Origin of the sequence: Streptomyces sp. NBC_00096 (assembly GCF_045041305.1) — a bacterium.
Taxonomy (GTDB): domain Bacteria; phylum Actinomycetota; class Actinomycetes; order Streptomycetales; family Streptomycetaceae; genus Streptomyces.
The window spans coordinates 263,445-289,925 of sequence record NZ_CP108221.1; the positions used below are offsets into that span (position 1 = coordinate 263,445).

Annotated in this window: 22 protein-coding genes and 2 pseudogenes; 16 read left to right on the forward strand and 8 right to left on the reverse strand. The window is 73.5% G+C overall.

Annotated elements, in window-relative coordinates:
* Positions 1-22 precede the first annotated feature (22 nt).
* Positions 23-1,315 (reverse strand): isocitrate lyase, encoded by a 1,293-nt coding sequence (gene aceA, locus OG904_RS01220; protein ID WP_405486413.1) that lies wholly within the window; start codon positions 1,313-1,315, stop codon positions 23-25.
* Between the two features lie 382 nt (positions 1,316-1,697).
* Between aceA and OG904_RS01225 the strand changes: the two genes are divergently transcribed.
* Together OG904_RS01225 and OG904_RS01230 are read left to right on the forward strand one after the other, a co-directional pair.
* On the forward strand, positions 1,698-3,098 hold the full coding sequence (locus tag OG904_RS01225; RefSeq protein WP_405486415.1) for a short-chain fatty acyl-CoA regulator family protein: 1,401 nt from the start codon (positions 1,698-1,700) through the stop codon (positions 3,096-3,098).
* A 223-nt stretch (positions 3,099-3,321) separates the two neighbouring features.
* The gene (locus OG904_RS01230) at positions 3,322-5,442 is read left to right on the forward strand and encodes a SpoIIE family protein phosphatase (RefSeq protein WP_405486417.1); all 2,121 of its coding nucleotides are present in this window, start codon (positions 3,322-3,324) and stop codon (positions 5,440-5,442) included.
* Positions 5,443-5,481: 39 nt separating this feature from the next.
* Here the strand turns inward: OG904_RS01230 and OG904_RS01235 are convergent, their stop codons facing one another.
* Positions 5,482-5,844: a transglycosylase family protein gene (locus OG904_RS01235; RefSeq protein WP_405486419.1), complete on the reverse strand. Its 363-nt coding sequence runs from the start codon at positions 5,842-5,844 to the stop codon at positions 5,482-5,484.
* A gap of 279 nt (positions 5,845-6,123) precedes the next feature.
* Positions 6,124-6,234 (reverse strand): annotated as a pseudogene (locus tag OG904_RS01240) (beta-1,3-glucanase family protein); the annotation flags it as partial.
* A 139-nt stretch (positions 6,235-6,373) separates the two neighbouring features.
* Here OG904_RS01240 and OG904_RS01245 point away from each other — a divergent pair.
* Positions 6,374-7,210: an alpha/beta fold hydrolase gene (locus OG904_RS01245; RefSeq protein WP_405486421.1), complete on the forward strand. Its 837-nt coding sequence runs from the start codon at positions 6,374-6,376 to the stop codon at positions 7,208-7,210.
* A 154-nt stretch (positions 7,211-7,364) separates the two neighbouring features.
* On the forward strand, positions 7,365-8,507 hold the full coding sequence (locus OG904_RS01250) for an FAD-dependent oxidoreductase (protein WP_405486423.1): 1,143 nt from the start codon (positions 7,365-7,367) through the stop codon (positions 8,505-8,507).
* Between the two features lie 28 nt (positions 8,508-8,535).
* Here the strand turns inward: OG904_RS01250 and OG904_RS01255 are convergent.
* Positions 8,536-9,651: pseudogene (locus tag OG904_RS01255) on the reverse strand (ATP-binding cassette domain-containing protein); the annotation flags it as partial.
* A gap of 164 nt (positions 9,652-9,815) precedes the next feature.
* Between OG904_RS01255 and OG904_RS01260 the strand changes: the two are divergent.
* The 8 genes from OG904_RS01260 (at position 9,816) to OG904_RS01295 (ending at position 16,858) form a co-directional block, all read left to right on the forward strand.
* Positions 9,816-10,661: a CAP domain-containing protein gene (locus OG904_RS01260; protein WP_405486425.1), complete on the forward strand. Its 846-nt coding sequence runs from the start codon at positions 9,816-9,818 to the stop codon at positions 10,659-10,661.
* A 202-nt stretch (positions 10,662-10,863) separates the two neighbouring features.
* Positions 10,864-11,430 carry a hypothetical protein gene (locus OG904_RS01265; RefSeq protein WP_405486427.1) on the forward strand — a complete coding sequence of 189 codons (567 nt, stop codon included), beginning with the start codon at positions 10,864-10,866 and terminating at the stop codon, positions 11,428-11,430.
* A 316-nt stretch (positions 11,431-11,746) separates the two neighbouring features.
* Positions 11,747-12,526 carry a thioredoxin family protein gene (locus OG904_RS01270; protein WP_405486429.1) on the forward strand — a complete coding sequence of 260 codons (780 nt, stop codon included), beginning with the start codon at positions 11,747-11,749 and terminating at the stop codon, positions 12,524-12,526.
* Entirely contained in the window at positions 12,523-13,146 is a 624-nt protein-coding gene (locus OG904_RS01275) for a TlpA disulfide reductase family protein (protein WP_405486431.1), read from the forward strand. Before OG904_RS01270 ends, OG904_RS01275 begins: the two co-directional genes overlap by 4 nt.
* Complete coding sequence (locus tag OG904_RS01280; protein WP_405486433.1) at positions 13,143-13,928, forward strand: cytochrome c biogenesis CcdA family protein; 786 nt, start codon at positions 13,143-13,145, stop codon at positions 13,926-13,928. The genes OG904_RS01275 and OG904_RS01280 overlap by 4 nt, the downstream gene beginning before the upstream one ends.
* 129 nt (positions 13,929-14,057) lie before the next feature.
* Positions 14,058-14,633: a hypothetical protein gene (locus OG904_RS01285; protein ID WP_405486435.1), complete on the forward strand. Its 576-nt coding sequence runs from the start codon at positions 14,058-14,060 to the stop codon at positions 14,631-14,633.
* A gap of 81 nt (positions 14,634-14,714) precedes the next feature.
* On the forward strand, positions 14,715-15,437 hold the full coding sequence (locus OG904_RS01290) for a response regulator transcription factor (protein ID WP_405486437.1): 723 nt from the start codon (positions 14,715-14,717) through the stop codon (positions 15,435-15,437).
* Positions 15,434-16,858 (forward strand): ATP-binding protein, encoded by a 1,425-nt coding sequence (locus OG904_RS01295; RefSeq protein ID WP_405486439.1) that lies wholly within the window; start codon positions 15,434-15,436, stop codon positions 16,856-16,858. The genes OG904_RS01290 and OG904_RS01295 overlap by 4 nt, the downstream gene beginning before the upstream one ends.
* A gap of 18 nt (positions 16,859-16,876) precedes the next feature.
* On the opposite strand, the gene OG904_RS01300 is transcribed toward OG904_RS01295, so the two are convergent.
* Both OG904_RS01300 and OG904_RS01305 read right to left on the reverse strand, forming a co-directional pair.
* Positions 16,877-18,871: a UvrD-helicase domain-containing protein gene (locus OG904_RS01300; protein WP_405486441.1), complete on the reverse strand. Its 1,995-nt coding sequence runs from the start codon at positions 18,869-18,871 to the stop codon at positions 16,877-16,879.
* Positions 18,872-19,043: 172 nt separating this feature from the next.
* Positions 19,044-19,964: an NAD(P)H-binding protein gene (locus OG904_RS01305; RefSeq protein ID WP_405486443.1), complete on the reverse strand. Its 921-nt coding sequence runs from the start codon at positions 19,962-19,964 to the stop codon at positions 19,044-19,046.
* A 103-nt stretch (positions 19,965-20,067) separates the two neighbouring features.
* Here OG904_RS01305 and OG904_RS01310 point away from each other — a divergent pair, with 103 nt between their 5' ends.
* The gene (locus tag OG904_RS01310) at positions 20,068-21,057 is read left to right on the forward strand and encodes a LysR family transcriptional regulator (protein ID WP_405486445.1); all 990 of its coding nucleotides are present in this window, start codon (positions 20,068-20,070) and stop codon (positions 21,055-21,057) included.
* Between the two features lie 122 nt (positions 21,058-21,179).
* Positions 21,180-21,596: a hypothetical protein gene (locus tag OG904_RS01315; RefSeq protein ID WP_405486447.1), complete on the forward strand. Its 417-nt coding sequence runs from the start codon at positions 21,180-21,182 to the stop codon at positions 21,594-21,596.
* A gap of 118 nt (positions 21,597-21,714) precedes the next feature.
* Here OG904_RS01315 and OG904_RS01320 read toward each other — a convergent pair whose 3' ends face one another.
* Positions 21,715-22,569: a helix-turn-helix transcriptional regulator gene (locus OG904_RS01320; protein WP_405486449.1), complete on the reverse strand. Its 855-nt coding sequence runs from the start codon at positions 22,567-22,569 to the stop codon at positions 21,715-21,717.
* 101 nt (positions 22,570-22,670) lie between these two features.
* On the opposite strand from OG904_RS01320, the gene OG904_RS01325 reads away from it, so the two are divergent.
* Complete coding sequence (locus tag OG904_RS01325; protein WP_405486451.1) at positions 22,671-24,131, forward strand: MFS transporter; 1,461 nt, start codon at positions 22,671-22,673, stop codon at positions 24,129-24,131.
* A gap of 154 nt (positions 24,132-24,285) precedes the next feature.
* Positions 24,286-25,236, forward strand: a complete 951-nt coding sequence (locus OG904_RS01330; protein ID WP_405486453.1) for a TauD/TfdA dioxygenase family protein — start codon at positions 24,286-24,288, stop codon at positions 25,234-25,236.
* A 129-nt stretch (positions 25,237-25,365) separates the two neighbouring features.
* Here the strand turns inward: OG904_RS01330 and OG904_RS01335 are convergent, their stop codons facing one another.
* Entirely contained in the window at positions 25,366-26,445 is a 1,080-nt protein-coding gene (locus OG904_RS01335; RefSeq protein ID WP_405486455.1) for a hypothetical protein, read from the reverse strand.
* Positions 26,446-26,481: the final 36 nt, after the last annotated feature.

Sequence of the window (26,481 nt, forward strand, 5' to 3'; positions counted from 1 at the left end):
GTGGTGGGGCGGCGGGGCCTGCTCAGTGGAACTGCTCCTCCTCGGTGGAGCCGGCGAGCGCGGTGGTGGAGGAGGCGGGGTTGACGGCGGTGGAGACCAGGTCGAAGTAGCCGGTGCCGACCTCGCGCTGGTGCCTGACGGCGGTGAACCCCTGCGCCTGCGCGGCGAACTCCCGCTCCTGCAGGTCGACGTACGCGCTCATGCCGTGCTCGGCGTAGCCGCGGGCGAGGTCGAACATGCCGTGGTTGAGGGAGTGGAAGCCGGCCAGGGTGATGAACTGGAAGCGGTAGCCCATGGCGCCCAGCTCCCGCTGGAACTTGGCGATCTGGTCGTCGTCCAGGGCGGCCTTCCAGTTGAAGGAGGGCGAGCAGTTGTAGGCGAGCATCTGGTCCGGGTACCGGGCGTGGATGGCCTCGGCGAACTCGCGGGCCTGCTCCAGGTCGGGGGTGCCGGTCTCGACCCAGATCAGGTCCGCGTACGGGGCGTAGGCGAGACCGCGGGCGATGACCGGGGCCATGCCGTTCCGGACCTGGTAGAAGCCCTCGGCGGTGCGCTCGCCGGTGCAGAACTCGGCGTCGCGTTCGTCGACGTCGCTGGTCAGCAGGGTGGCGGCGAGGGCGTCCGTGCGGGCGATGATCAGGGTGGGGGTGTCGGCGATGTCGGCTGCCAGGCGGGCCGCGTTGAGGGTGCGGATGTGCTGGGCCGTGGGGACGAGGACCTTGCCGCCGAGGTGGCCGCACTTCTTCTCCGAGGCGAGCTGGTCCTCGTAGTGGATCCCGGCCGCGCCCGCCGCGATCATCGCCTTGGTCAGTTCGAAGGCGTTCAGCGGGCCGCCGAACCCGGCCTCGGCGTCCGCGACGATCGGGGCGAGCCAGTCGGTCGTGTCCCTGCCGCCCTCGGCGGTGGCGATCTGGTCGGCGCGCAGCAGCGCGTTGTTGATCCGGCGGACCACCTGCGGAACGGAGTTGACCGGGTACAGGCTCTGGTCGGGGTAGGTGTGGCCGGCCTGGTTCGCGTCGGCCGCCACCTGCCAGCCCGAGAGGTAGATCGCCTGGAGGCCGGCCCGCACCTGCTGCACCGCCTGGCCGCCGGTCAGCGCGCCCAGCGCGTGGATGTAGTCCTGCTCGTGCAGCCGGCGCCAGAGCCGTTCGGCGCCCCGGCGGGCGAGCGTGTGCTCCTCGCGGACACTGCCCGAGAGCCGCACCACGTCCGCGGCGCCGTACGTCCGCTCGATCCCGGCCCATCGCGGGTCGGACGCCCAGCGCTGCTCCAGCTGCTGGGCCGCCGCTGCCGTCTTCGTGTTCGCCTCTGCCATGACCGTCACCGCTTCCGTGATCGCTGGGTCTGCGAATGCTCCGAGCCATCGCTCAGCGCATTGGCACCCTGTGCCTGAGTGGGAGATCACGGCCGCCGGCCCCACCCGCGGGCCGAGCTGAGCAATGTTGCCGGGCTGCCGGGGAAAGATGGCCGGATTACCGATATCAGGGCGTGAATCGGGTCCGGACCAGCCGCCTCGGCCACCGGGTCCGGCGGGCCGCACCACAGACTCTGGCAGTGGCACCGAGTGCCCTCAAGAAGGGACGGGTGCCAAGTTCTGCGAATCTTCGACGGCTGTTTTGCCAAGCTTGCGAAGGGTTGGCGGCAGCACTGTTCCGCGTAGGCTCGCCCGAAGGTGTGTCCCACGGGGGAGGAATGCGGTGAGCAAGACGTACGCCGGAACCAGGCTGCGGCGGCTGCGCGAGGAACGGCGGATGAGCCAGGCCGAGTTGGCCCGGGTCCTGGGGATCTCGCCGAGCTACCTCAACCAGATGGAACACGACTCCCGCCCCCTGACCGTTCCCGTCCTGCTGAGGCTGACCGAGGCCTTCGGCGTCGACCCCGGCTTCTTCTCGGAGCGCGACACCAGCCGTCTGGTGGCCGACCTGCGCGAGGCGCTGGCCGGGGAGGTCGCCGAGGCCCGGGTCTCCCCCTCGGACCTCGCCGAGCTCGCCACCCGCATGCCCGCCGTCGCCGCCGTCCTGCTCGACCTCGGACGGCGCGGGCAGCTGCTGACCGAACGGCTCGCCGAGGCTGCCGACGGCAGGGACGGGGGCCCGGTCGACGCCCCCCGCTCGCCCCACGAGGAGATCCGCGAGTTCTTCTACCGGCGCCAGAACTACCTGCCCGACACCGACCTCGCCGCCGAAAACCTGGCCCGCGAGATCGGGATCCGCCCCGGGGACGTCATCCGCGCCCTGTCCCGCCGCCTCGCCGACCGGCACGGGGTCAGGATCGCCGCGGACTGCGACCGGCTGCACCGCTACGACGCCGCGAGCCGGGTCCTGCACCTGTCGAACCGGCTCCGGCCGGGCCAGCAGGCGTTCCGGATGGCCACCCAGCTGGCCCTGCTCGAGTACGGTGACGAGCTCGACCGGCTCGCGTCGGAGGACTTCGCGCCGGACGCCCCCGCCCACGCCCTGGCCCGGATCGGCATCGCCAACTACTTCGCCGCCGCGCTGGTCCTGCCGTACGGCGCCTTCCACACCGCCGCCGAGGAGTACCGGTACGACATCGAACGCCTCACCGATCACTTCGGCCTGGGGTACGAGACCGTCTGCCACCGCCTGAGCACCTTGCAGCGCCCGCGCCTGCGCGGGGTCCCGTTCTCCTTCGTCCGGGTGGACCGGGCGGGCAACATGTCCAAGCGGCAGTCCGCGACCGGGTTCCACTTCTCCCGCGCGGGCGGCACCTGCCCGCTGTGGAACGTCTACGAGGCCTTCGCGGCGCCCGGCCGCATCCACGTCCAGGTCGCCGCCATGCCCGACGGACAGCGCCACCTGTGGACCGCCCGCGCGCTCACCCGCCACCGCGGCGGCTGGGGCGAACCCGGCAAGACCTTCGCCATCGGCCTCGGCTGCGAGATCCGGCACGCCTCGCGTCTCGTCTACTCCGACGGGCTCGACCTGGACAACACCGCCGCCGCCACGCCGATCGGCATGGGCTGCCGCCTCTGCGAGCGCCTCGACTGCCCCCAGCGCGCCGTCCCGCCCCTGGGCCGGGCCCTCGCGGTCGACGAGAACAGCAGCACCTTCATCCCCTACCCGGTCAGCGGGCACTGACCCGCTCCCGGGGGCCCGCCCGTCGGGGCAGCCCCGGGGCCCCTCCCGTCGGGCACCGCCGGTGGAGGCTGCCGCCCGGGCCGGGCGGGAGGAGGATGAGTAGAGGGCCGGGGGCCGAGAGACGAGAGGCGAGGGCCGCGGGGCGGGTCAGGGACCGGATCGCCAGGTCCACGGCCCGCCTCAGTGGGTGACTGAAGCGGGTGGAGGAGGGAAGGAGGCGGTCGTGGTCGCGTCCGGGACGTTCCGTGCCGCGCCCGGCTCAGTGGGAGTGGTCCCCTCCGAACCGGGCGGTCTGCTCGACGTCCTGAGCGTGGCCGCGGTGGTCCTGGACGCGGGGGGTCGGATCACCCTGTGGAGCCCGCAGGCCCAGGAGCTGTTCGGCTGGTCGGCCAAGGAGGCGCTCGGCAGCTACGCGGCCGAGTTGCTGGTGGCCGATGAGTACGTCGACCTGGTCCTCGAGCTGTTCGCCAAGGTCATGGCCGGTGGCGGCGCCTGGGCGGGCGTCTTCCCCGTGCGGCACAAGGACGGCTCCACGCGGCTGGTGGAGTTCCGCAACATGCGGCTGGAGGACGAGCAAGGGAGTGTCTACGCCCTGGGGATCGCCTGTGACGAGGCCGTTCTGCGCGGCGTGGAACGCGACCTGGCACTGTCGGTCCCGCTGGTGGCGCAGTCCCCGCTCGGGCTGGCGGTGCTGGACACCGACCTGCGGTACGTCCTGGTCAACCCGACGCTGGAGCGGATCAACGGCCTGCCCGCCGGGGAGCACCTCGGCCGTACCGTCCGCGAGGCGCTGCCGTTCCTGGACACCGAGGTGATCGAGCGCTCGATGCGCCAGGTCCTGGACACCGGCGTACCGCTGCTGGACCAGTACGCCGTCGGGCGCACTCCCGCCGATCCGGGCCGGGACCACGCCTGGTCGGGCTCGTACTACCGGCTGGAGGATCCCGGCGGCCGGGTGATCGGTGTCGCCCTGATGGTGGTGGACGTCACCGACAGCTACCGCGCGGCCAAAGAGGCCACCGAAGCCCGCAGGCGCCTGGACCTCATCGCCCGGGCCTCGGTCAGCGTCGGGACCACCCTCGACCTGGAGCGCACGGCCCGCGAACTCGCCGGACTCGTCGTGGCCGATCTGGCCGACATCGCCTCGGTCGACGTCCTCGACTCCGTCCTGGAGGGCAACGTGGCCACGGTGACCGGCCACGGGACGGGGCAGGCCCTCTTCATGGCCCTGGCGGTGGCGGCGTCCTACGAGACGGCCTCGGTCCGCGCCTCCGACCCGGTGGGTGAGCGCACCACGTACCCGGCCGAGCGCCTGGTCACCCGCTGCGTGAGCACCGGGCGGCCCGTCCTGGTTTCGCACATCACCGGCCCGGACCTGGCGCACATCGCGCGCGACGAGGCCGCCGCGGACCTCCTCGCCCGGGAGGGCGCGCACTCCTACCTGGCCGTGCCGCTGACCGCCCGCGGCCAGGTGCTCGGCGTCCTCGGCCTCCTGCGCACCCGCAATCCGCTTCCCTTCGACGAAGACGACGTCACCCTGGCCGGCGAGCTGGCCACCCGCGCCGCCATCGCCGTCGACAACGCCCGCTGGTACCAGCACGCCACCGAGACCGCCCTGACCCTTCAGCGCCACCTCCTCCCCCATCCCCCGCCCCGGGCGGCCGGCCTGCAGATCGCCTACCGCTACCAGCCCGCGGCAGCGGCCAGCGGCATCGGCGGCGACTGGTTCGACGCGATCCCCCAGTCCAAGGACAAGACGGCTCTCGTGGTCGGCGACGTCATGGGCCACGGGGTCCACGCCGCCGCCACCATGGGACAACTCCGCACGGCCACCCGCACCCTGGCCGACCTCGGCCTCGATCCGGCCCGGGTCCTGCGCCACCTCGACCACATCACCAGCGAACTGGACCAGACCATCGCGACCTGCGTCTACGCCACTTGGGATCCGCACCGCTACCGCTGCCGCGTCGCCCTCGCCGGACATCCGCCGCCCGTGGTCATCCGGTCGGGACGGGCCCCCGAACTCCTGGACCTGCCCGCCGGCGTGCCGCTCGGCACGGGCGGCCTCGGGGGCGCCGATTTCGAGACCACCCTCCTCGACCTGGTCCCCGGGGACCGGCTGATCCTGTACACCGACGGCCTCGTCGAAACCCGTGACGACCCCCTGGACGACCGGCTCGACCTCCTCCTGCGCCTCCTCGCCGATCCCGGCCTCTCCCCGGAGGCGACCTGCGACCGGCTCCTGTCGGCACTACGGCACCCCGACGCCGCCGACGACGTGGCCCTCGTCATCGCCCGGGTGCACCACCACCCGCCCAAGGGGGCTGCGGACACGCTGACTTGAGCGGGACGGAGCAGTCCACCGGCGAGGAGGGCGTGCGCCTCAGTGGCGGCGTGCGCAGGTCCAGGCGCCCATGCCCTGGGTCTTGGCGAGTCTCCTCGCGGTCGCGATCTGCTCCGCCTTCGTGGCGAGGTCGGCGCGCGGCGCGTACCTGCGGCCCCCCGCCGCGTCCCAGCTCGACTGGGTGAACTGCAGGCCGCCGTAGTGGCCGTTCCCGGTGTTCGCCCGCCAATTCCCGCTGGATTCGCACCGGGCGACGGCGTCCCAGTCGGGGCTCCGTTTGGAGTGGACAGCGGCGGCATGAGCCCCGGTGATGTCCAGCAGGATGACGGTCAACAAGACGGCACAGGCCAGCAGTTGGCCGATGACGCTTCCGCTGCACCGATCCTTCCGGTGACGCGACATCACTTCTCCTTCGCTGTTGGGGCCGTACCTGCCACGAACAGCGGGCGGGCCCGCGAACGACCGTCATCCGGCCGTGGCCACAGCACAGCACGGACAGACGTGTCTCCAGCGGCACTTGCGTCACCCGAGCGTTGACGCCACCCGAACGGACGCGCTACAGCCCCCCGTAAGGCGGCCACCGGCCCGGTTCCGCGCACGGGGCGCGGGAGATCGGACCGCGGACGGGGCCGTTGGGCGCGTCCGGCAACGCGTGGCCGCCGAAGACGCGGTCGGAGTAAAGCTGTTGATCCACGGGCCGGCATCGTCGAGGGTGCACTCGGACCAGTTGAAGCGGATGGTGCGGTTCGGGTCGGAAGGGTTCTGACCGGAAGGCCGCACCAGGCCGCCGGCGACCGTCCCGATCACGATCAAGAACAGCTCGGGACGCGGCATCACGATGTTCGGGCGTGCGGGTACCCGCCGGGCGCGGCGCCGGACCGCCCCGTCGGCTACGCGGGCGAGCCCCGCGGCCGCGCGGAAGAATGGGCGCATGACCGACATGAGCCCGGGGGCCGCAAAGCGGCCGCACGAGGTGGTGATCCACTACGTGGAGCACGGGACCGGTCGCCCCGTGCTGGTCCTCCACGGCGCAGGCGTCGACCACCGCGAGGCCGAGGCGTGCTTCGAGCCGCTCCTCCACGGCACCGCGGGGCTGCGGCGGATCTACCCGGACCTCCCCGGAACGGGCCGGACCGCCGCTCCGGAGACGCTGCGCAGCGCCGACGACGTCCTCGACGCGCTGCTCGCCTTCGCGGACGAGGCCACCGGCGGGACCGGCGGGACCGGCGGGACCGGGTACCTCCTCATCGGCCACTCGGCCGGCGCGTACTTCGCGCAGGCGATGGCCGCGAGGCGCCCGGCGCAGGTCGCCGGTCTCGCGCTCGTCTGCCCGCTGCTGCCGGGGCTGCGCGAGGTGCCGGAACACCGCGCCGCCATCGGAGCGGGTGGCACCGGCGGCACCGGTGGCATCGGCGACGAAGTCTTCCGGAGCTACTTCGTGATCCAGACCCCGGAGATGCTCGACCGGTACGAGCGCTACGTGGCCCCGGCCGCGGCGCTCGTCGACGAGTCGGCGCTCGAGCGGATCGGCGAGCGGTGGGAACTGACCCCCGGTCACGCGCCGCCCTATGCGGGTCCGGTCGCGATCGTGGCGGGGCGGCTGGACTCGACGGTCGGGTACGCCGCCGCCGTCGACCTCCTCGGCCACTACCCGCACGCCTCGCTCACCGTGGCCGACGACGCGGGACACGCCCTTCCCCACGAGCAACCGGAACTCCTGCGCGCCCTCCTCGTCGAGTGGCTCGCCCGCGTCGGGCGCTCCGGCTGACGCACGCCCGGACCCGCGCCCCGCACACCGCACACCGCACGCCGAGGAAGGTTGCGCGGATCCGAAACTGTAGCCGTTGCACTTAATTACCCAGTGTGCTTTTCTGGAACGGCGGCAGCATGATCCCCCGCACGACCGAAAGGAGTGATCAGCCATGTCCACCTCCACACCCACTCCCGCTCCCCGCATCGCGATCATCGGCGCCGGACCCGGCGGACTGACCTGCGCCCGCATCCTCCAGCGGCACGGCATCCACGCCACCGTCTACGACCGCGAACCCGGCCCGGATGCCCGCGACCAGGGCGGCACGCTCGACCTGCACGAGGACAACGGCCAGATCGCCCTGCGCGAAGCCGGGCTCCTGGAGGAGTTCTTCCGCCTCTCCCGGCCCGAGGGGCAGGAGATGCGCCAGCTGGACCCGGCCGGCACGATCCTCTTCCACCACACCCCCGCGGAAGGCGAACGCTTCAAGCCCGAGATCGACCGCGGCGTGCTCCGCGACCTCCTCCTGGGCTCGCTCCGGCCCGGCACCGTCCGCTGGGGCCACACCCTCGACTCCCTCGGCGGCCCTGCCGAAGGCCCCCGGCAACTGCGCTTCGCCGACGGCAACACCGTCGAAGCCGACCTCGTCATCGGCGCCGACGGCGCCTGGTCCAGGGTCCGCCGCGCCATCTCCCCGGCCACCCCCCGGTACAGCGGCGTCAGCTTCCTCGAAGCCTGGTTCCACGAGGTCGAAACCCGGCACCCCGACATCGCCGCACTCGTCGGTCGGGGCAGCGCCGCCGCGGCCGACGGCGAGCGCGGACTGTTCGCCCAGCGCAACAGCGGCGACCACATCCGCGTCTACCTCATCCAGCGCGTCCCCGCCGACTGGATCACCGCGAGCGGCCTGACCATCCAGGACACCGACGCCATCCGGGCGTTCCTCGTGGACCAGTACCGCGAGTGGTCACCGGCCCTGCGCCGGCTGATCACCGACAACGACGGCCGCTACGTCGACCGCCCCATCAACGCCCTGCCCGTCCCCCACACCTGGGAACACGACCCCACCGTCACCTTGCTGGGCGACGCCGCCCACCTCATGCCCCCGCTCGGCGTCGGCGTCAACCTCGCCATGCTGGACGCCTGCGAACTCGCCCTCGCCCTCACGAACGGCAACACCGTCGGCGAAGCCGTCCGCACCTACGAGAAGACGATGCTGCCCCGCTCGAACGAGATGCAGCGGCTCCTCGACCGCGGAGCCGAGCAGCTGCTCGCCACCGAACTGCCCGACTTCGCCACTGGTGGCAGCCACTGAACCACCCGCCCGGATCAGTCCCGGACGGGATCTGGAACCGCGCCTGCTGGCCGCCCGACAGCTTGTCGAAGTGCTGGTCGCCCTGGCGTTCCAGCTCGTACCGCCGCAGCGCCGACATCGCCCCGCCCCGGTCCCCGGCGTGCTCCGTCCAGAGGATCCCGACCAGGGTGCGCCCCACCAGCTCGGGGTGGGCGTGCGTCCGGGCGAAGTGGCCCGGCACCACCCGCGCGCCGAGCTTCCACTCGCCCCGGTGCCTGACGCCCTCACCCGCCAGCAGCCGGAGGAAGTGCGACTTCCCCGAGCCGTTCGAGCCGAGCACCGCGACGCGCTCCCCGTAGAAGACCTCCATGGAGAACGGCTTCATCAGGCCCGTGAGTTCCAAGTCCGCGCACACCACGGCCCGTACGCCGGTCCGGCCGCCCTGCAGGCGCATCCGGACGTCCTGCTTGCGCGGCGGCTCCGGCGGCGGACCAGCCTCCTCGAACTTGCGCAGCCGGGTCTTGGCCGCCTGGTAGCGCGAAGCCATGTCGTCACTGCGCGCGGCGTACTGCTGGAGGTCCTGCACCAGCCGCTTCAGCTGGGCCCGCTTCTCGTCCCAGCGCCGGCGCAGTTCGTCGAAGCGCGCGAACCGCTCCTCCCGCGCCTCGTGGAAGGTCCCGAAGCCCCTGCCGTGCACCCACACGTCCGATCCGGCCGGGCCGGGCTCGACCGCGACGATCCGCCGTGCGGCCCGGGCCAGCAGCTCCCGATCGTGCGAGATGAAGAGCACCGTCTTGCGGGTCTCCGCCAGCCGCTCCTCGAGCCACCGCTTGCCGGGGACGTCCAGGTGCTCGGCCGCGTCCACGGCGGCCGCGGCTTCCCGGATCCGCGGCTGCGACACCGACACCGGCAGGTCGCGCACCGTGCGGTCGTCGCGCACCGAGCCGACGAACCGGTCCGTGATCCCGATGCCGCCGCTGGAGGTGACGCTCCCGCCGTGCGGCTGCGGTTCCCCGGAGATCAGCCGCAGCAGCGTCGTCTTGCCGGCGCCGTTGGCGCCGACCAGGGCCGCAGCGTCCCGTCCAAGGTGCTGTGACCTGCGACTCGTTGCCGGGCGTCCCCCGAAGCCGTCCCGGCGGCCCGCTCCGCGAGCGGCCCCGCGCACGGCCCGACGGGTCGAGTTGGCGTGATTGTCCGACTCATCCGCGTTTGGATCCTGCGGGCTTCCTTAGGGGATCCTGAAGAACCCTTACAGTGCGCTCTCTTCCCTGGTCACGGGCCTAGGCTCGGACGGCACCCCCTCCCCCTCTCCAGTGAGGTGTTACCGGCATGAGCCGCAGCCGAACTCCCGGAACCCTGTCCCGCGCCGAGGCGCGCCGGAAGAAGACGGCGCGCACCCGCATCGTGCTGTCCGTCACCGCGGCCGCCGCGGCCGTGGCGGTCGGGGTCGCGGTGGCCGACTCCAGCGGTGACGACCGTACGGACCGGCGGGCCGGCGGCGCGGCGGCCACGGCGTCCGCCGCGGGATCGGCGACGCCGGCGGTGGCCCCCGATGACACGGCCTCGCCGGGTACCGCCGGGGCCTCGGCCCCGACGAGCGCGAGCCCGTCCGGGACGCCCGACGCCGGCGCCACGGCATCGGCCCCTCCGGCCGGTCCCCCGACGCCGGCGAGCAGCGCTCCGGCCAAGGCGCCGGCGTCCCAGCCGACGCACAAGCCCTCCCCCACGAAGGGCGGCGGTTCGGGCGGTTCCGGCGGTTCGGGCGGTTCGGGCGGTTCGGGAACCGTCAACGCCGACGCCGAGTCCGCGGTCCTCGCCCTGGTCAACAAGGAGCGGGCGACGGCCGGGTGCGGCCCCCTGGCGATCAACGCGAAGCTGAGCACCGCCGCGCGGACGTACAGCGACACGATGGCCCGTAGCGGCGTCATGTCGCACACCGGACCCGACGGGTCCACCATGACCAGCCGGGTGGAGGCGACCGGATACAAGTGGTCCGGCCTCGGCGAGAACATAGCCCGCGGGCAGGACAACGCCGATTCGGTCATGGAGTCCTGGATGAACAGCTCCGGGCACCGGGCCAACATCCTCAACTGCGCCTTCCGGGACATCGGCATAGGCGTCCACCAGGGCGACGGCGGGCCTTGGTGGACGCAGGACTTCGGCACCGGCAAGTAGCGGGGCTCCCCGGCCCGCCGACCGGCCCGACGCGGCCCGCCCCCGGCCGCCGGGCGGCTCCGGCACGTCCCCCGACCCCTCCGCGGGGATCCGGGGGACGCCGGCGTTTTCCGGGCCGTCCGCGGGTACGCCCACCGGGCGGCCGCGGACATTCGGGGGGAGCGGGTGCCCGGCCGCCCGGCGCGTCGGCCACTATGGGGCGGTGCCCCGAATTCCGCGCTACCTGCTCATATGGCTGTCGTGCACGGCGGCCAGCGTGACCGCCGTGCTCGGCACGGTCCAGTTCGTGGTCGGGTCGACCAGGCATACGCCCCCGGTCGCGCGCTCCGCCCCGGTGGTCATCGACACGCCCCCCGCCTGGCAGGCGGGCAGCGCGGCGCCGGAGCAGCCCTCCCCGACCGCGACCCCCTCCACGAGCCCTTCCGCCACGGTGACGCAGCCGGCCTCCTCCCTGCCCGTCACCCCCTCCCGCGCGAAGGCCTCGTCGAGCGCCCCCGGGAACAGCGCGCCGAAGAGCGGTGTCGATTGCAAGCAGGGCGGGGCGGGGCTCTACACCGTCCCCTCGCAGGGCGGCAAGGTCACGGTCCGGTACGGGAGCCGGGGCGTGTGCCTGATCTCGGCGGTCCCGAGCCCGGGCTTCAAGACGACCACCTCGCAGACCGCTGACGACACCCTCACGGTCACGTTCACCAGCGGCGACCACCGGTCGGTGATCACGGCGACGGTCGTCCCGGGGGCCAAGGCCAGCGTCCGCGAGTCCTCGTTCTGAAGCCGGTCACGGCAGCCGATCCGCACCGACTCGGGCCGCTCCAGCCCCTTTTGCAAGGTTTCGCGGCCCTGTGTGCGCTCATGCACCGGGTTCCGCCGAAGCGGAAGATGAGCTGTTCCTTAGGGCAACCTCAAGATCGCACCGACACGGTTCCGCAGGCCCCGGGCGGTCCTATGCTCGCGTCAACCGAGCGGCCTCGGGCATCCGGGCACCAGCCCGGTGAGCCCCCGGCCCCCGGTTTCATCGAGCCGGGGTGCGCTCAGCCCATCCCGCAGTCCGAACCTTGCCTTGGGGTGTCTCCGCCATGAGTTCTCGCATGCTCCGATCCGTCCGCACCGATCGCGGTACGACGTCTCCCCGCCCCTCCACACCTTTCGGGAAGCGCCTGCCGCTGGTGGCCGCGGCCGTGGTGGCGGCCGGGCTCACCGCCGCGTGCGGGCCCTCCACCGAGCCCGTCGGCTCCTCCGCCCCGGCCGGCGCCGCGCAGTCCTCGACGGCGTCCCCCACCGGGACGACGTCGGCCGGCACCTCCCCCGAGGCCTCCCCGTCCGCGTCGGCCTCGCCGTCCGCCTCCGCCGTCCCGGCCGGCTCCTCGCCGAGCCCCTCCCGTACGAGCACCGGGTCCGGGTCCGGATCCGGCGGGTCGTCGGCCGGGAAGCCCTCCAAGGCGCCCCGGACCTCCGCCGCTCCCGCGCCGGCCCGCGTACCCGGATCCGGCTACGACAGTTCGGCCGACGCGCAGAAGCTGATCGACGACGCCCTGCGCGCGGCCAAGTCCGACGGGCGGACGGTGCTGCTCGACTTCGGCGCGAACTGGTGCGGCAACTGCAAGGCCGCAGACAAGGTGTTCGCCCAGTCGCAGACCTCGGCGATCCTCGGGGCCTCGTACCACCTCGTCAAGGTGGACATCGGCGGCGACAGCTCCGCCAACTCCGCGCTCCTGCGCAAGTACAGCCCTTCGGGCGGGACGTACACGATGCCCGTCCTGGTGGCCGTCTCGCCGTCCGGCACGGTGCGTACCGACACCCATGTCACGGGCAACCCGCCCCTGACCGCGGAGGGCATCAACTCCTTCCTGCACAAGTGGGCTCCGTGAGAAGACGGGTCCGGGCGGCCGCCGTCCCTGCCGGGGCGGGCCTCGCGGTGGCGGCGCTCCTGCTCCTGACCGGTGCCTGGACGGACCACGGCGGGGCGCCGGCCGGCGGGGCGGGCGGGGCCGGGGCTCCGGTCAGGACCACGGTCAGGGCCGCGGCCGGGGCCACCGTTGTGGACCGGGACGCCCGCGAGGAGACCCCCGCGCTGGCCGGCGAGGACCTGGACGGGAAGCAGGTCTCCCTCGCCGGGTTCCGCGGCCAGGTGGTCGTCCTCAACGTCTGGGGCTCCTGGTGCGCTCCCTGCCGCGCGGAGGCCGACGATCTGGAGCGGCTCAGCCGGCAGACCCGGGACGAGGGGGTCCGGTTCCTCGGGATCAACACCCGGGACCGCGACCGGGCCGCGGCGCAGTCCTTCGTACGCGCGCACGGCCTGAGCTTTCCCAGCCTCCACGACCCCACCGGCGAGCTCCTGCTCCGGTTCCCTCCCGCGGTGCTCAATCCGCAGGCCATGCCCTCGACCCTCGTGATCGACCGCCGCGGAAGGATCGCCGTCGCCATCGGCGGCGCCGTCACCGCGGAGCAACTGCGGCCCCTGCTCGCCCGCGTGGTGGAGGAGGGATGACGACCTTCGCCCACTGGCCGCTCGCCGCAGCCGCGGACACCTCCTCCCTCGTCAACGGAACGGTCCTGGTGGCGGCCCCGGTGGCCTTCGTCGCGGGGCTCGTCTCCTTCCTCTCGCCGTGCGTGCTGCCGCTCGTACCCGGCTACCTCAGCTACGTGACCAGCCTGTCGGTCGCCGATCTGGCGGACGCGCGCGGCGGGCGCCGCAGCCGCATGGCGGCCGGCGCGGTCCTGTTCGTCCTGGGCTTCACCGCGGTCCTCGTGTCCGGAGGCGCCCTGTTCGGGTACTTCGGCCGCACCCTGCTGGCCCACCAGGAGGCGGTCAGCCAGGTGCTCGGCGTCCTCACCGTGCTCATGGGACTGTCCTTCATGGGCTTCCTGCCGGGCTTCACGCAGCGGGAGTTCCGCAGCCACCGGCGGCCCGCCCTGGGCCTCGCCGGAGCGCCCGTGCTGGGGGCGGTCTTCGCGGTCGGCTGGACCCCGTGCATCGGCCCGACCCTGGCCGCCGTCCAGGCGCTCGCCTGGACCGAGGCGAGCGCGGCCCGCGGAGCCCTGCTGATGGCCGTCTACTGCCTCGGGCTGGGGCTGCCGTTCGTCCTGGCCGCACTGGCCTTCCGCCGCGCTCTGGGCGCGTTCGGACTGGTCAAGCGCCACTACCCGTGGGTCCTGCGGATCGGCGGGGGGATGCTCGTGCTCGTCGGAGTGCTGCTGGCCACCGGCGCGTGGAACGACCTCGTCTACCGGATGCAGGTGTGGAGCGCGAACTTCACCACGGCCCTGTAGGGCCCGGGCCCTGCCCTGCGGGGCCCTGCAACCGATCCGGCACACGAACGGCATGCAGACGGCACGAGCCCGGCACTCACCGCTCGACACACACGACACACATGACACACACGACGCAGAGGCACACACATGAACGTTTCCGCACTGGTGAGGCACTCCCGGAGGGCCCGCATGGTGGCCGCCCTCGTCCCCCTGGCCGCGCTCGTGGCCTGCGGCGGGGCACCCTCCAAAGGGGCCGGCGCCCCCGCCGCCCCCGCCCCCACGACGCACTTCTCCGAGAACGGGGTCACCGTCACGCTCTCGCTCTCCGCCTGGCACGACTCGAAGGGAACCATCACCGCGGTCTTCACACCCGAGGCCGAGGGGTTCCACCTCTACAGCACCGATCTGCCGCCCACCGGCATCGACGGCGTGGGCCGGCCCACCACGGTGGCCGTCACCGGCGTCCTCGGGGCGGAGGGCAAGCTGCGGGCCGCCCCGGAGGTACGGTCGATCGAGGTCCCCGGGGTCGACTCCCGCGTCCCCGTCTACCCGGACGGCCCGGTCAGCACGACGCTGGCCGTCCGCGCCACGGGCAGCGGGGAGGCGACCGTACTCCTCGGCTACGCGAGCTGCAGCACCCGGGACGGCTGCACCATCCCGGTGTCCGACCGCCCCGTACGCCTGCGCGTCACGGACGACGGCCCGACGTTCGTCGCCCCCTGAGCCCTACCTTCGGATCCTGCCGGGCGGCCGGGGCGGAGACCCGTCCTCGTCCCCGCCCGGCCAAGCCCCTATGGTGTCCGCATGCCGAGCGTCCTGGTCGTGGAAGACGACCCCAGCATCCGCCAGTCCCTCATCGAGGTCCTGACGGAGCACGGGTATGCCGTACGAAGCGCAGCCGACGGGTTCGGCGCATTGCGCGAGGTCACGCAGTCGCCCGTCGACGCGGTGGTCCTCGACCTCGGACTGCCCGACCTCGACGGAGGGGACGCCCTGCGCATGATCCGCGGGATCTCCTCCGTGCCCGTACTGGTGGCCACCGCCCGCGACGACGAGGCGGAGATCATCAACCTCCTGAACGCGGGCGCCGACGACTACCTGGTCAAACCCTTCTCCGGGGGACAGCTCCTCGCCCGCCTCTCCGCCGTCCTGCGGCGCACCAGCAGCGCGCCCCCGGGCGGCGGTGCGGCCGGACCGGCGGTCGCGGCGGCCGCCGAGCCGCTGCGCCCCACCATCGTGGGCGAGCTGGCGGTGGACCCGGGCGCGCGGACCGCGTACCTGGCCGGCCGGGAGCTGCGCCTGACCCGCCGGGAGTTCGACCTGCTGGCGTTCCTCGCCCACCACACGGGTCAGGTCGTCTCCAAACGGCGGCTGCTGACCGAGGTCTGGCGCGAGCCGTACGTGGACGACCAGACGGTCGACGTGCACCTGTCTTCCCTGCGCCGCAAGCTCGGCGAACGCGCGTCGGCCCCGCACTACCTGCTGACCGTCCGCGGCGTCGGCATAAAGCTGGTGGCACCGAGGTGAGACGCTCACTGGCCGGAGTGGCCCTCGCCGTGACCTCCATGATCGCCCTCTCCTTCCTCGTACCGCTGGCCGCCCTGGTGATGTCGCTGGTCAAGGAACAGGGCGTCACCGCCGCCGAACAGCGTGCCGCCGCCCTGGCCCCGGTCCTCACCCTGACCACGGATCCGGACGCCCTGCGGGAGTCCGCGGCGAGCCTGGACGCGTCGGAGCACCTGGTCGTCCATCTGCCGGGGGCGGGAGCCCTGGGCACGTCCAGGGCACCCGCGGCCCTGCTCGAGCGGGCGCAGCGGGGGCGCGAATCGATCTCGCAGGAGGTCCCGGGCGGCTGGATCTGCCTGCAGCCGGTGGTGCTGCCGGGCGACGAGGTCGCCGTCATCGAGAACTTCGTGCCCGAGGCGGAGCTCACCCGTGGGGTGACGGAGTCCTGGGCGGTGATGGCCTTCCTCGCCGTGGGGCTGATCGCGGGCTCCGTCCTGGTCGCCGACCGGCTCGGCTCGAAGGTCGTCCGCTCCTCGAAGAGGCTCGCGCAGGCGTCGCAGGCGCTCGGCCGGGGCGACCTGGACACCCGTGTGGACCCCATGGGCCCCAGGGAACTGCGGGACGCGGGCGTCGCCTTCAATGCGATGGCCCACCGGATGAACGAGCTGCTCGCCGTCGAACGCGAACTCGTCGCCGACCTCTCCCACCGGCTGCGCACCCCGCTGACCGCCCTGCACCTGGCGTCGGAGCGGATGGCCGGCACACCGGAGTCGGCCAGGGTCGAGGCGGCGATCGGCGCGCTGGAGGCGGAGCTCCAGTCCATCATCGCCACGGCGCGCACCCCGCTCGCGGTGGGCCCCATGGGCCAGGGCATGCTCGGTGTGCAACAGGGCGCGGAACGGAGGACGGGCCAGGGCGCGGGACAGGGTGCGGGGCAGCGGTCAGGCGCGGCGAAGCCGTCCGGCTCCCACTGCGAGTTCGCCGAGGTCGTCGGTCGCCGGACCGCCTTCTGGACGGTGCTGGCGGGGCAGCAGGACCGGGACTGCTCCCTCGACCTCACCCAGGAGCCGACGCCCGTCGGCCTCTCCGACGACGACGTCGCCGCCGTGGTGGACGCGCTGATCGGGAACGTCTTCCGCCACACCCCCGCCGGGACCCCGTTCGCAGTCCGCGTCGTCCGCTTGCCCCAGGCCGTGGCACTGGTCGTGGAGGACGGCGGACCGGGCATCCCGGATCCGCACCAGGCCCTCTCCCGCGGGAGCAGCACCGGTTCCACGGGGCTGGGTCTGGACATCGTGTCCCGGGCCGCGGTCGCAACGGGCGGCACGATGCGCATCGTCCGCAGTCCGCTCGGAGGGGCGCACATCACGGTGGTGTTCGTCCTGGCCGCGCCCGCCCCGTCCGGACACCGCTCCCGCATCTCCCGGCGCCGCAAACGGTAGGCCGTCCCCCCTCGGCTCCTACGTGGGGACGCTGCCGAGCCAGAGCAGGTCGCGAGCGCGGGTCATCGCCACGAAGAGCTGGCTGCGCCACAGCTCCTCGCGCTCCCGGGCCGTCGCCTGCGTCTCCGTACCGGCCGCCGCTCCGCCCGCCGGGCCGCCCGCCCGTTCGGCCTGCGTCCCGTTCGCGAGCACCGCATCGTGCCGGGGCAGGAAGACGTTCTTGAACTCCAGGCCCTTGGCCCTGCGATAGGTGCCCAGCTTCACCGCGTCGACGGGACGGCCGTCGTAGTGCTCCAGCTGGCAGACCGGGATGCCCGCCTGGGCGAGCAGCCGCTGGTAGTGGCCGATGGCGCGCACGGAGGGGCACAGGAGGGCGGTGTCGGCGAGCGCTCCGTCGGGCAGGGAGCGCAGGGCGTCCAGGAGTTCCCCGTCGTGGGCGTCGACCGTGGGCCGGGTGACGCGTACGACGTCCCCGTCGTGGTAGGTGAGGTCGACCTCGCGGCGGCCCGGGGTGCGCGTGCCGTCGAGGTCCTCGAAGGCATCGTCGGCCACGACGGTGAGGGCCGCGTCCAGGATCTGCTTGCTGTTGCGGTAGTTGGTCCGCAGCACCTGTCCGCGGTCGCCCCGGATGTCGATGCCCGCGTCGGTGAGCCGGAAGCCGCCCGGATAGACGGTCTGCTGGCCGTCGCCGACGAGCAGCAGGCCGTTGGGCACGTCACCGACGAGCGCGTGCAGGAGACGTACGCCGACGAGCGTGAGGTCCTGGACCTCGTCCACGATGACGGCCGCGTACCGGGGCCGCCCGGGCCGGCTTTCCGCTTCGGCCAGGGCGAGGGAGAGGACGTCGTTGAAGTCGTGGACGCCGCGCTCGCCGCGCAGCGATTCGTACGCCTCGTAGAGCTCCCACACCGACTGGCGGTGCGTAAGGTGGAGGCTCGCCTTCCGCCGTCGCCTGGGGACGGTCGCGTACTCCTCGAAGCGGGTGAGGCCCCGCCCCTTGATGACGTAGTCGATCTCTTCGCGCCAGTAGGCGGGGGCCGGGTCGAGCCCGGCCAGCCGGCTCTCGCGGCCGACGTGCTTCCAGGCGAGGCTGAAGGCGGTCTCGGCCTTGTCCCCGTGCAGCCGTACCGGTACGCCCCGCTCCTGCAGGAACTCCTGTGCCCAGGAGTGGAGGCTGCGGAAGTCCACCCGGTCGGCGACGGCCGGGGCCATGGTCCTGAGGAAGGTGCTCTGCACACGGGGCAGGTTGTTGGCGAAGGTGACGTACAGGATGCGGCCGGTCGTCCGCCTGGCCAGGTGGACCGCACGGTGCAGGGCGACGACCGTCTTTCCGGTACCCGCCGGTCCGCTGATGCGTGCGGGGCCCGACCAGTTGCGGCGCACCAGTGCCACCTGATCGGGGTGGAGGAAGGTCATCCACTGCTCGATCGGAGCCCGCATCGCCCCCTGCAGGGCCGCGTCACGCAGCCCCTCGAGGTCGAACAGTCCGTCCGAGGGGCTTTCCCCGCGGGGGTCGGGCGCTGACGGCGCCTGCCTGTCGTCGGCCGCCGGGTCCGTGTGGTCCGGGAAGACCCGCCCGAGATGATCGGCGATCGCCCGGACCGACTCCACCCGCAGCCGGTGCCGCTGCGACAGCAGTACGGGGCCGATCTCGTGCTCGCCGAGCAGCCGTGTCCGGCCGAGGCTCCCGTCCAGGCTCCGACCGGCGAACACCATGAGCGGCTGGACCGCCACCGGTGACATGCCGAGTGACGCCACTGCGCTCTCGGCCGCCTTCGTGGCGGCGAGCAGCCCGGCCGCGGCCTCGTCCCCCGGCTCGCCGCCGGCCTTGACCTCGATGACGAAGACACCGCCGGGCCCGACCAGGAGCACGTCCGCCGGGAGCGCGCCCGCACCGGCGGTCCGCGTCCCGGCCCATCGCCGGTCGACGAGCAACCGCCACCCGCGCGCGGCCAGTACCAGCAGCTGGGCGAGCACCCGCTGCTCGCCCTCGCCGGCTGCTTCCCACCGCACGGCCTGCTCCCGGGCGGCCCGCCACTGTTCCCGGAGTAACCGCTCCTGCCGCCGCGCGTCCTGCGCCTGCCGCGACACCGCCCCGCCTGCCCCCATACCAGCCCCCTCGTACGCGGAGTGGCGATCATAGGACGGAAAGCGACCGGAGCGGCAGGGCGCATCCGCTGACGACCTACCTGCCACTGCGCACGACCGGCCCGGGCCTGAGGGTCTGGGCGCACCACTGCTCGAAGCCGGTGCGGGCGGCGGTGTCCGGGGTACGGGTGACGCCGGTGTCCAGGCCCTGATCCTTGGCCCGCTTCATGTCCACGACGCCCTGGACGAATGCCTCGTTGAGGCCGTGGCCGAGGAGGGCGGTGCGCAGCTCGTCGAGCGACTGGCGTTCGTAGCGGACGGGGCGGCCCAGCTGTTCGGTCATCATGCGGGCCAGGTCGTTGGGGGACAGGTCCTGCGGCCCGAGGACCGGGACGCTGCCGGTGCCGGTCCACGAGCGGTCCAGCAGCAGGCCGGCGGCGACGGCCGCGATGTCGGCGGTGGCGATGTCGGCGGTGGCGACGAAGGGGGCCTTGCGGTCGGCTTCGGCGGCGTCGGTGAAGACGCCCTCGTCGCGGATCGAGTCGGACTCCTCCAGGAGGTTCTCGAAGAAGGACGGGTTGGCCAGGGCCCGGTAGGCGACGCCGCTGCCGGCGATCAGGTCGTCCATGGCGAGGGAGGCGGTGACGAGGCCCGCGTGGTCGGCGAGCGGGGTACCGCGGCCGAGCGCGGAGACTCCGACGACATGGCCGACGCCGTGGGCGGCGAGCGCCTTCACGGCGGGTCCGCTGAAGCCGCTGTAGGCGTCCTGCGGGGTCAGGGCGGCGTCCGGGGGGACGAGCCAGAAGACGGCGTCCGCACCCTCGAAGGCCCGGTCGACGACCTCGGCGTCGCCGTGCGAGCCGGTGATCACCTCGACGTGTCCGCGCACCGCGTCCGGAAGCCGGGCGGGATCGCGCACGATCACGCGCAGTTCCTCGCCCGCGGCGGGGCCGGAATCCAGGAGCCGGGAGAGCAGGGGACGGCCGATGTTCCCGGTGGGAGCGGTAATGACGATCATGAAAACCCCTCAGGTCGTGCTGGTCGGTACGCCCCTCACCCTGCCGAGGATCCCAGTGCTGCCACAATGGGAACTCCGGCACGGAATCATTGACTGAAATGGAATGATGCTGGTGAACAGCCCGGATTCGGCCCTCGACGCCAATCTCGCCATCGCGTTGGACGCCCTGCTGGCCGAGCAGAGCGTCACCCGGGCCGCCGCCCGCCTGCACACCTCGCCCGCCGCCATGAGCCGCACGCTCGCCCGCCTGCGCCGCACCCTGCAGGATCCGCTGCTGGTCCGGGCCGGGCAGACCATGGTCCCCACCCCTCGGGCCCTGGCCCTGCGCGAGGAAGCCGCGGCCGTGGTGCAGCGCCTCGGGGCCCTGCTCAGCCCCGGCACGGGCGTCGACCCCGCCGCCCTGCGCGGCACCTTCACCCTCCAGACCGCCGACCTGGTCGGCGCGGCGCTGGCTCCCGGACTGCTGCGCCTGGCCGGGCGGGAGGCGCCGGGGGTCTCGTTCCGGCTCCGGGCCGAGGAGTGGGAGGCCGGTCCCGCCCTGCGCGACGGCCGGATCGACCTGGAGGTCGGGGCCATCGACCACGTGGACCCCGAAACCCAGGTCGAGGAACTGGTCAGCCTCCGCATGGTGGCGGCCGTCCGGCCGGGCCACCCCCTCACGGCAGGACCCCTGACCCCGGCCCGGCTCGCCGCCGCCCAGCACGTCGCGGTCAGCCGCCGGGGCCGGTTCACAGGCCCCCTCGACTCCGCCCTGGCCGAGCAGAACCTGCGCCGACGGGTCAGCATCGTCCTCCCCGGCCACCTGGCCGCCATGGCCCTCGCCGCTCGCAGCGACGTCGTCTGCCTCGTCCCCGCCGCACTGCCCGGAGCCGCCCCCTCCCCCCTCACCGACGACGCCGTGGCGCTCGGCCTGCACCTCCTGGACATTCCCCTGCCCGTGCCGCCCGTGACCATCGGCATGGCCTGGCACCCCCGCCACGCAGCCGACAGAGCCCACCGCTGGCTCCGCGACGCCGTCCGCCGAACCCTGCGGCCCGGGGCTTGCGGCGGCACCGGCGGGAGTGGCGGAGCGGGGATCGGGGGGCCGTCGTAGCCCTCCGTACACCGCCGAGGAGCAGGGCTTCCCTTGATCGAGTCGCTGGGGTCGGGGCGGCGCCGCTAGCATCGGAGCGGTTCGAGCCGCGTGGGGGAATCCGTTCCAGACGGGAGTCCAACGTGAGGGTCACACCGCGCCGTACCGCCCGGGCGTTCGCCGCCGGCGTCCTGTCCGTGGCACTGCTGACCGCCGGGGGTTTCGCGACCACCGCGTCCGCCGCCACCGAGGCCACCACACCACCGGGTCCGCCCGTCTCGACGGCGATCGGGGAGATCACCTTCAAGGCCACCCCGACCGAGGTGAAGGCCGGCGAGAAGGTCACCTTCACCGGCCGCAGCAAGGGCCTGCCGATCGGCACCAAGGTCGTCCTGCAGCACAAGTACGGCAGCAAGTGGACCACCCTGCACGCGAGCACCCTGATCAAGCAGGGCTCCAGCTACCAGTTCGACAACGCCTTCAGGAACAAGGGCAGGGAAGAGCTGCGCCTCGCGGCCGGTGACGTCTTCTCGCCCACCGTCACCGTCACCGTGAGGTAGCGCGGGGCGGGGCCGCAGGGCGGCGGCCCCGCGGGGTCAGGCCGGGCCCGACGAGGGGGCGGGCCCGGCAGGGGCGGTCCCGGCAGCGCCCGGCGGGGTCAGGCCGCGCCCGGCGGGGTCAGGCCGCGCCCGGCGACAGGCGCCGCAGGAGCTCCAGGCGTTCGCGGGTCTCCTGGTCCATCGGCAGGTACGCCACCAGCCGCGGGCCCGCCGCGGGGCCCAGCCACAGGTTGGTCTGCTCCACGTGCAGCAGCCCCACCTGCGCGTTGCGGATGAACTTCGTCTTGCCGGCCGGGCCGACCACCTCGTGCCGCGCCCACAGCTCCCGGAACTCCGGTGACCCGGCTTCCAGCCGCGCGAGGAGCGCCTTCCACGCAGGCTCGGCCAGGTGCTCCGCCATCGACGCCCGGAACTTCGCCGCCAGCGTCCGGTTCATCTCCGCCATGTCGACCACGGCCGAGCGCCACTCGGCGTTCGTGAACGCCAGCCACACGCAGTTGCGGTCCTCCCGGGGCAGCGCGTCCAGATCGCACAGCAGCCGACCGTATGTCTCGTTGTACGCGAGGATGTCGTACCGGCTGTTCTGGATGCAGGCCGGTACGGGTCCCATCTGGTCCAGCAGCGCCCGCAGCGCCGGGGTGATGGCCGGACAGTCCGTGTGCGGTGCCGGGTCGGGCATGGCGGCCAGGGCGAACAGGTGCGTACGCTCGCTGGCGTCCAGCAGCAGGGCCCGCGCCAGGGCGTCCAGGACCTGCTGGGACACCTGGATCTCCCGCGCCTGCTCCAGCCAGGTGTACCAGGTCACCCCGACCGCCGAGAGCTGCGCGACCTCCTCGCGGCGCAGCCCCGGGGTGCGCCTGCGCGGACCGCGCGGCAGCCCGACCTGTTCGGGGGTGATCCGCTCGCGTCGGCTGCGCAGGAAGTCCGCCAGCTCGTGCCGGCGTACGTCGCTCTCCGGTGCCACAGTGGTCATGACGCCAGGATGCCGCACTCCTCATCCCCTTGCCAGGTAGTCCTGGTACCAGGATGAGGAGACTCTGGTACCAGGCTGAGCGCCGGAGGATCGTACGCTGCATGAGCGAAACCACGGTCCGCCGAAACCGCACGTCCCCAGCCGTCCCGAGGGTCCCTGCCGCCGGCCCGCAGCCGGTGACCGCCGTGCTGGGGCCGCTCGGCCTGTTCACCGTCCTGCTGGGCGCCGCCCTGCCCCTGATCGACTTCTTCATCGTCAACGTCGCGCTGCCCGCCATCGACGCCGACCTGGCCGCCGGACCCGCCCTGCTGGAGCTGGTCGTCGCCGGTTACGGGGTCACCTACGCGGTGCTCCTGGTCCTCGGCGGCCGGCTCGGCGACACGGCCGGACGGCGCCGGCTCTTCCTGATCGGCATGGCCGCCTTCGGCCTGACCTCGCTCGCCTGCGGGCTGGCCCCCACCGCCTGGACCCTGGTCGGGGCCCGCGTCGCGCAGGGTGCCGCTGCCGCGCTGATGCTGCCGCAGGTGCTCGCCACCATCCAGGCCACCACACAGGGACCGCGCCGGGCCCGCGCGATGAGCCTTTACGGGGCCACCGCCGGGCTGTCCATGGTCGCCGGGCAGATCCTGGGAGGCGTCCTCGTCGCCGCGGACGTGGCCGGGTCGGGCTGGCGCGCGGTGTTCCTGGTGAACGTCCCCGTGGTGATCCTCGGTCTGGTGCTCGCGGTACGGGCCGTCCCGGCCACCCGCTCGGACCGTCCGGCCTCGCTCGACGTACCCGGGACCCTGCTGCTCGCCGTCACGCTGACCTCCCTGCTGCTGCCGCTGACCGAGGGCCGGTCGGCGGGCTGGCCGCTGTGGACCTGGGTCTCGCTCACCGTCTTCCCCTTCGCGGCCGTGGCCTTCTACCTCACCGAACGCCGCGCGGACCGGCTGGGGCGCACCCCGCTGGTGCCGCCGAGCCTGCTGCGGCTGGACTCGCTGCGCCGCGGCCTCGTGATGATCGTGCCGTTCTCGATCGGCTTCAGCGGGTTCATGTTCGTGATCGCGGTGGTGCTCCAGCAGGGGCTGCACATGGGTCCGGTCCAGGCCGGGCTGGCGCTGGTGCCGATGGCGCTCGCCTTCTTCGCGGCCTCTCTCGCCGGGCCCCGGCTGGTCGGCCGCTTCGGCAGCCGGGTGGTCACGGCGGGCGGCGTGCTCCAGGCCGTGGGCATCGCGACGCTGCTGGTGACGGTCAGGAGCGACTGGTCGGGCCTCGGCCTCGCCGAGATCGCGCCGGGCGTCGCCGTCGCCGGACTCGGGCAGGGACTGCAACTCCCGGTGCTGATGCGGATGATGCTCTCGGACGTCCCCGCCGACCGGGCCGGCGTGGGCGGCGGGGTCATGGTCACCACGCAGCAGTCCGCGCTCGCCCTGGGCGTCGCCACGCTCGGCAGCCTCTTCCTCGCGCTGAGCCCCTCCACGGGCGTACGGGACGCGCTCGTGGTCACCCTGCTCGTCCAGCTGGGCCTGATCGTCCTGACCGCCCTGCTGAGCCTGCGCCTGCCGCGCGTGCTGCGGTGACTTCCGGCTGCGCTCCCCCGAGGCAGCCGCCCCTCCCCACCCGTCACACGGATCGCGGTCGGCACCGCCCCGATTGCCCGCGTCCTTTCGTACCGCGGGGGCAGCCGTCATCCTGGCTGGCGTACGGCCGGCACCTACGACCAACGGAGAGCTCATGGCGGGGAACGGATCGGCCAAGGTCGACGTCAGGCCGTCGGCGGGGCACATCGGGGCCGAGATCACGGGCGTCGACCTGGCCGGGGACCTGAGCGACGCGGTGGTCGCGGAGATCCGCGCCGCGGTGCTGCGCTGGAAGGTGGTGTTCTTCCACGGCCAGGTCCTCGACCACGCCGCCCACGTGGCCTTCGCCCGGCGCTTCGGCGACCCGGTCCGCCTCGGCTCGCGCGGCAGCGCGTCACCCGCCGGCTTCCCCGAGGTGGAGACCACGGCCGACCGGCTGGAACTCGGCGGCCGGTACGGCATGGACCACGCCGAGTGGCTGCACCGGCGGCGTCACACGCTGCTGCGCGGCTGGCACTGCGACCACGGCGCCCGGATCGACCCGCCGGCCGCCACCATCCTGCGCGCCGAGACCGTACCGCCCTACGGCGGCGACACCACCTGGTCGAACCTGGCCGCCGCCTACGCGGGACTGTCCCTGCCGATGCGGCAGTTCGCCGACCGGCTGCGCGCCGAACACCGGCTGGGCGTCGGCTACCAGGCCCGGGCGGGCGACGACGCGTACCTCCGGCATCTGCTGGACCACCAGACCGCCTCGCACCACCCCCTGGTGCGGGTGCACCCGGAGACGGGCGAGCGGCTGCTGTCCGTCAACGGCTACTACATCGAGCAGATCCTGGGCCTGTCCCGCACCGAGAGCAGCGCGGTCCTCCGGCTGCTGCTGGAAGAGGCGACCCGGCCCGAGTACACCGTACGGCTGCGCTGGGAGCCCGGCAGCGTGGCCTTCTGGGACAACCGCGCCACCATCCACCTGGCGCCCTCCGACACCGCCCACCTCGAAGCCCCCCGGATCATGCACCGCGTCATGCTGGCCGGCGACGTCCCGGCGGGCGTGGACGGCGGGCCCTCGACCCCGGTCGAGGGCCCCGGTCCGGGCGTTTGGTGAACCGCCGGTACGCATGAGGCCGTTGGTGCGACGGGTTTCCGCGGGTTCGGCGGGTTCCGCGGGTTCCGCGGGTTCCGCGCGTTCAACGGGCGAAGGCACGCTGGACGCGCGGCGGCTGCTGCCGGACGGTCATCCGTACTGGATGACCACTGCTCCGTCGTTCCCCTTCTCGCCCGTGCCACCGCGTGCGCCGTTGCCGCCGTCGGCGCCGTCCGCTCCTGCGGACTGGCCGCCGCGGCCGCCGTCGCCGCCCTTTCCGCCGGTGCCTCCGTTGCCGCCCTTGCCGTATCCGGCACTGCCGGAGGGACTGGCCCCGCCCTGGCCGCCGGCGCCTCCCTTGCCGCCGGACTCGCCGATCGCGTAGTCGTTGCTCCCGGTACGGCCCGCGGACCCGACGCTGCCGTCGCTGCCGCCGGATCCGTGGCCGGTGCTCTCGGCCTTGTGCCCCTTGCCCTGGCAGCTGGGCGCGGTACGCGTGGTGGAGCCCCCGTGTCCGCCCTTGCCCGCGGCTGCGCCACCGCCTCCGTTGCCCCCGCCGATTCCGAGGAGCTTTCCGCCGCCGCCCCACTGGCCGCCGTGGGGGGAGCCCACTGCTCCCTTGTAGACCATGACGCCGCCCCCGTCCGCCTTGGCCGCGACACCGCGGGCGGAGAACTTGCTGCCCCCGCCGACATGGCCGCTCCCGGTGGTGGACTCGGCGGCGTTGGGCGCGCTGGTGCCTCCGCTGCCACCGAAGGACCCGTACTCGCCGCCCTTGCCCGCGGGCGTGCCTGCGGTGCCGGAACTGCCGGAGCCGCCCTTGCCGACCGTCACCTTGAAGCTCAGGCCCGGAGTGACGTTCAGCGTGCACTGGATGAACTTGCCGCCGGCCCCACCACCGCCACCGGTACCCCCGCCGCCACCGCCGCCCGCACCGCCCGAACCGATCCCGGTCGCACTCTGCCCACCAGCACCGCCGCCACCACCGCCGCCCGCACCTCCGGTACCGCCCGACCCGCCGGTCCCGGCACCCCACACACTGACCGTGATCTGCGTGACGCCCGCGGGCACCGTCCAATTGTGCGCACCGGGCTGGTCGAACGTCACCGTGCTCGAGGCGACGCCGCGCGCGGGCGGGGTGGTGAACGCCCCGGCGCCGGCCACGGCCGCGACCGCCACCGCGACGCCGAGCAGACGCCGGCGGCTGGAGCCCTTCAGCTGTGTCTTCATACCGGCCAAACGATCTTCCGCAACGGGGGTCACGCC

Coding starts and splice junctions, on each gene's coding strand:
- OG904_RS01320 (WP_405486449.1), bottom strand. CDS start 22,569: ATGACCACTGTGGCACCGGAGAGCGACGTACGCCGGCACGAGCTGGCG.
- OG904_RS01285 (WP_405486435.1), top strand. CDS start 14,058: ATGAACGTTTCCGCACTGGTGAGGCACTCCCGGAGGGCCCGCATGGTG.
- OG904_RS01260 (WP_405486425.1), top strand. CDS start 9,816: ATGAGCCGCAGCCGAACTCCCGGAACCCTGTCCCGCGCCGAGGCGCGC.
- OG904_RS01250 (WP_405486423.1), top strand. CDS start 7,365: ATGTCCACCTCCACACCCACTCCCGCTCCCCGCATCGCGATCATCGGC.
- OG904_RS01245 (WP_405486421.1), top strand. CDS start 6,374: ATGACCGACATGAGCCCGGGGGCCGCAAAGCGGCCGCACGAGGTGGTG.
- OG904_RS01325 (WP_405486451.1), top strand. CDS start 22,671: ATGAGCGAAACCACGGTCCGCCGAAACCGCACGTCCCCAGCCGTCCCG.
- OG904_RS01270 (WP_405486429.1), top strand. CDS start 11,747: ATGCTCCGATCCGTCCGCACCGATCGCGGTACGACGTCTCCCCGCCCC.
- OG904_RS01335 (WP_405486455.1), bottom strand. CDS start 26,445: ATGAAGACACAGCTGAAGGGCTCCAGCCGCCGGCGTCTGCTCGGCGTC.
- OG904_RS01290 (WP_405486437.1), top strand. CDS start 14,715: ATGCCGAGCGTCCTGGTCGTGGAAGACGACCCCAGCATCCGCCAGTCC.
- OG904_RS01310 (WP_405486445.1), top strand. CDS start 20,068: ATGATGCTGGTGAACAGCCCGGATTCGGCCCTCGACGCCAATCTCGCC.
- OG904_RS01330 (WP_405486453.1), top strand. CDS start 24,286: ATGGCGGGGAACGGATCGGCCAAGGTCGACGTCAGGCCGTCGGCGGGG.
- OG904_RS01280 (WP_405486433.1), top strand. CDS start 13,143: ATGACGACCTTCGCCCACTGGCCGCTCGCCGCAGCCGCGGACACCTCC.
- OG904_RS01305 (WP_405486443.1), bottom strand. CDS start 19,964: ATGATCGTCATTACCGCTCCCACCGGGAACATCGGCCGTCCCCTGCTC.
- aceA (WP_405486413.1), bottom strand. CDS start 1,315: ATGGCAGAGGCGAACACGAAGACGGCAGCGGCGGCCCAGCAGCTGGAG.
- OG904_RS01235 (WP_405486419.1), bottom strand. CDS start 5,844: ATGTCGCGTCACCGGAAGGATCGGTGCAGCGGAAGCGTCATCGGCCAA.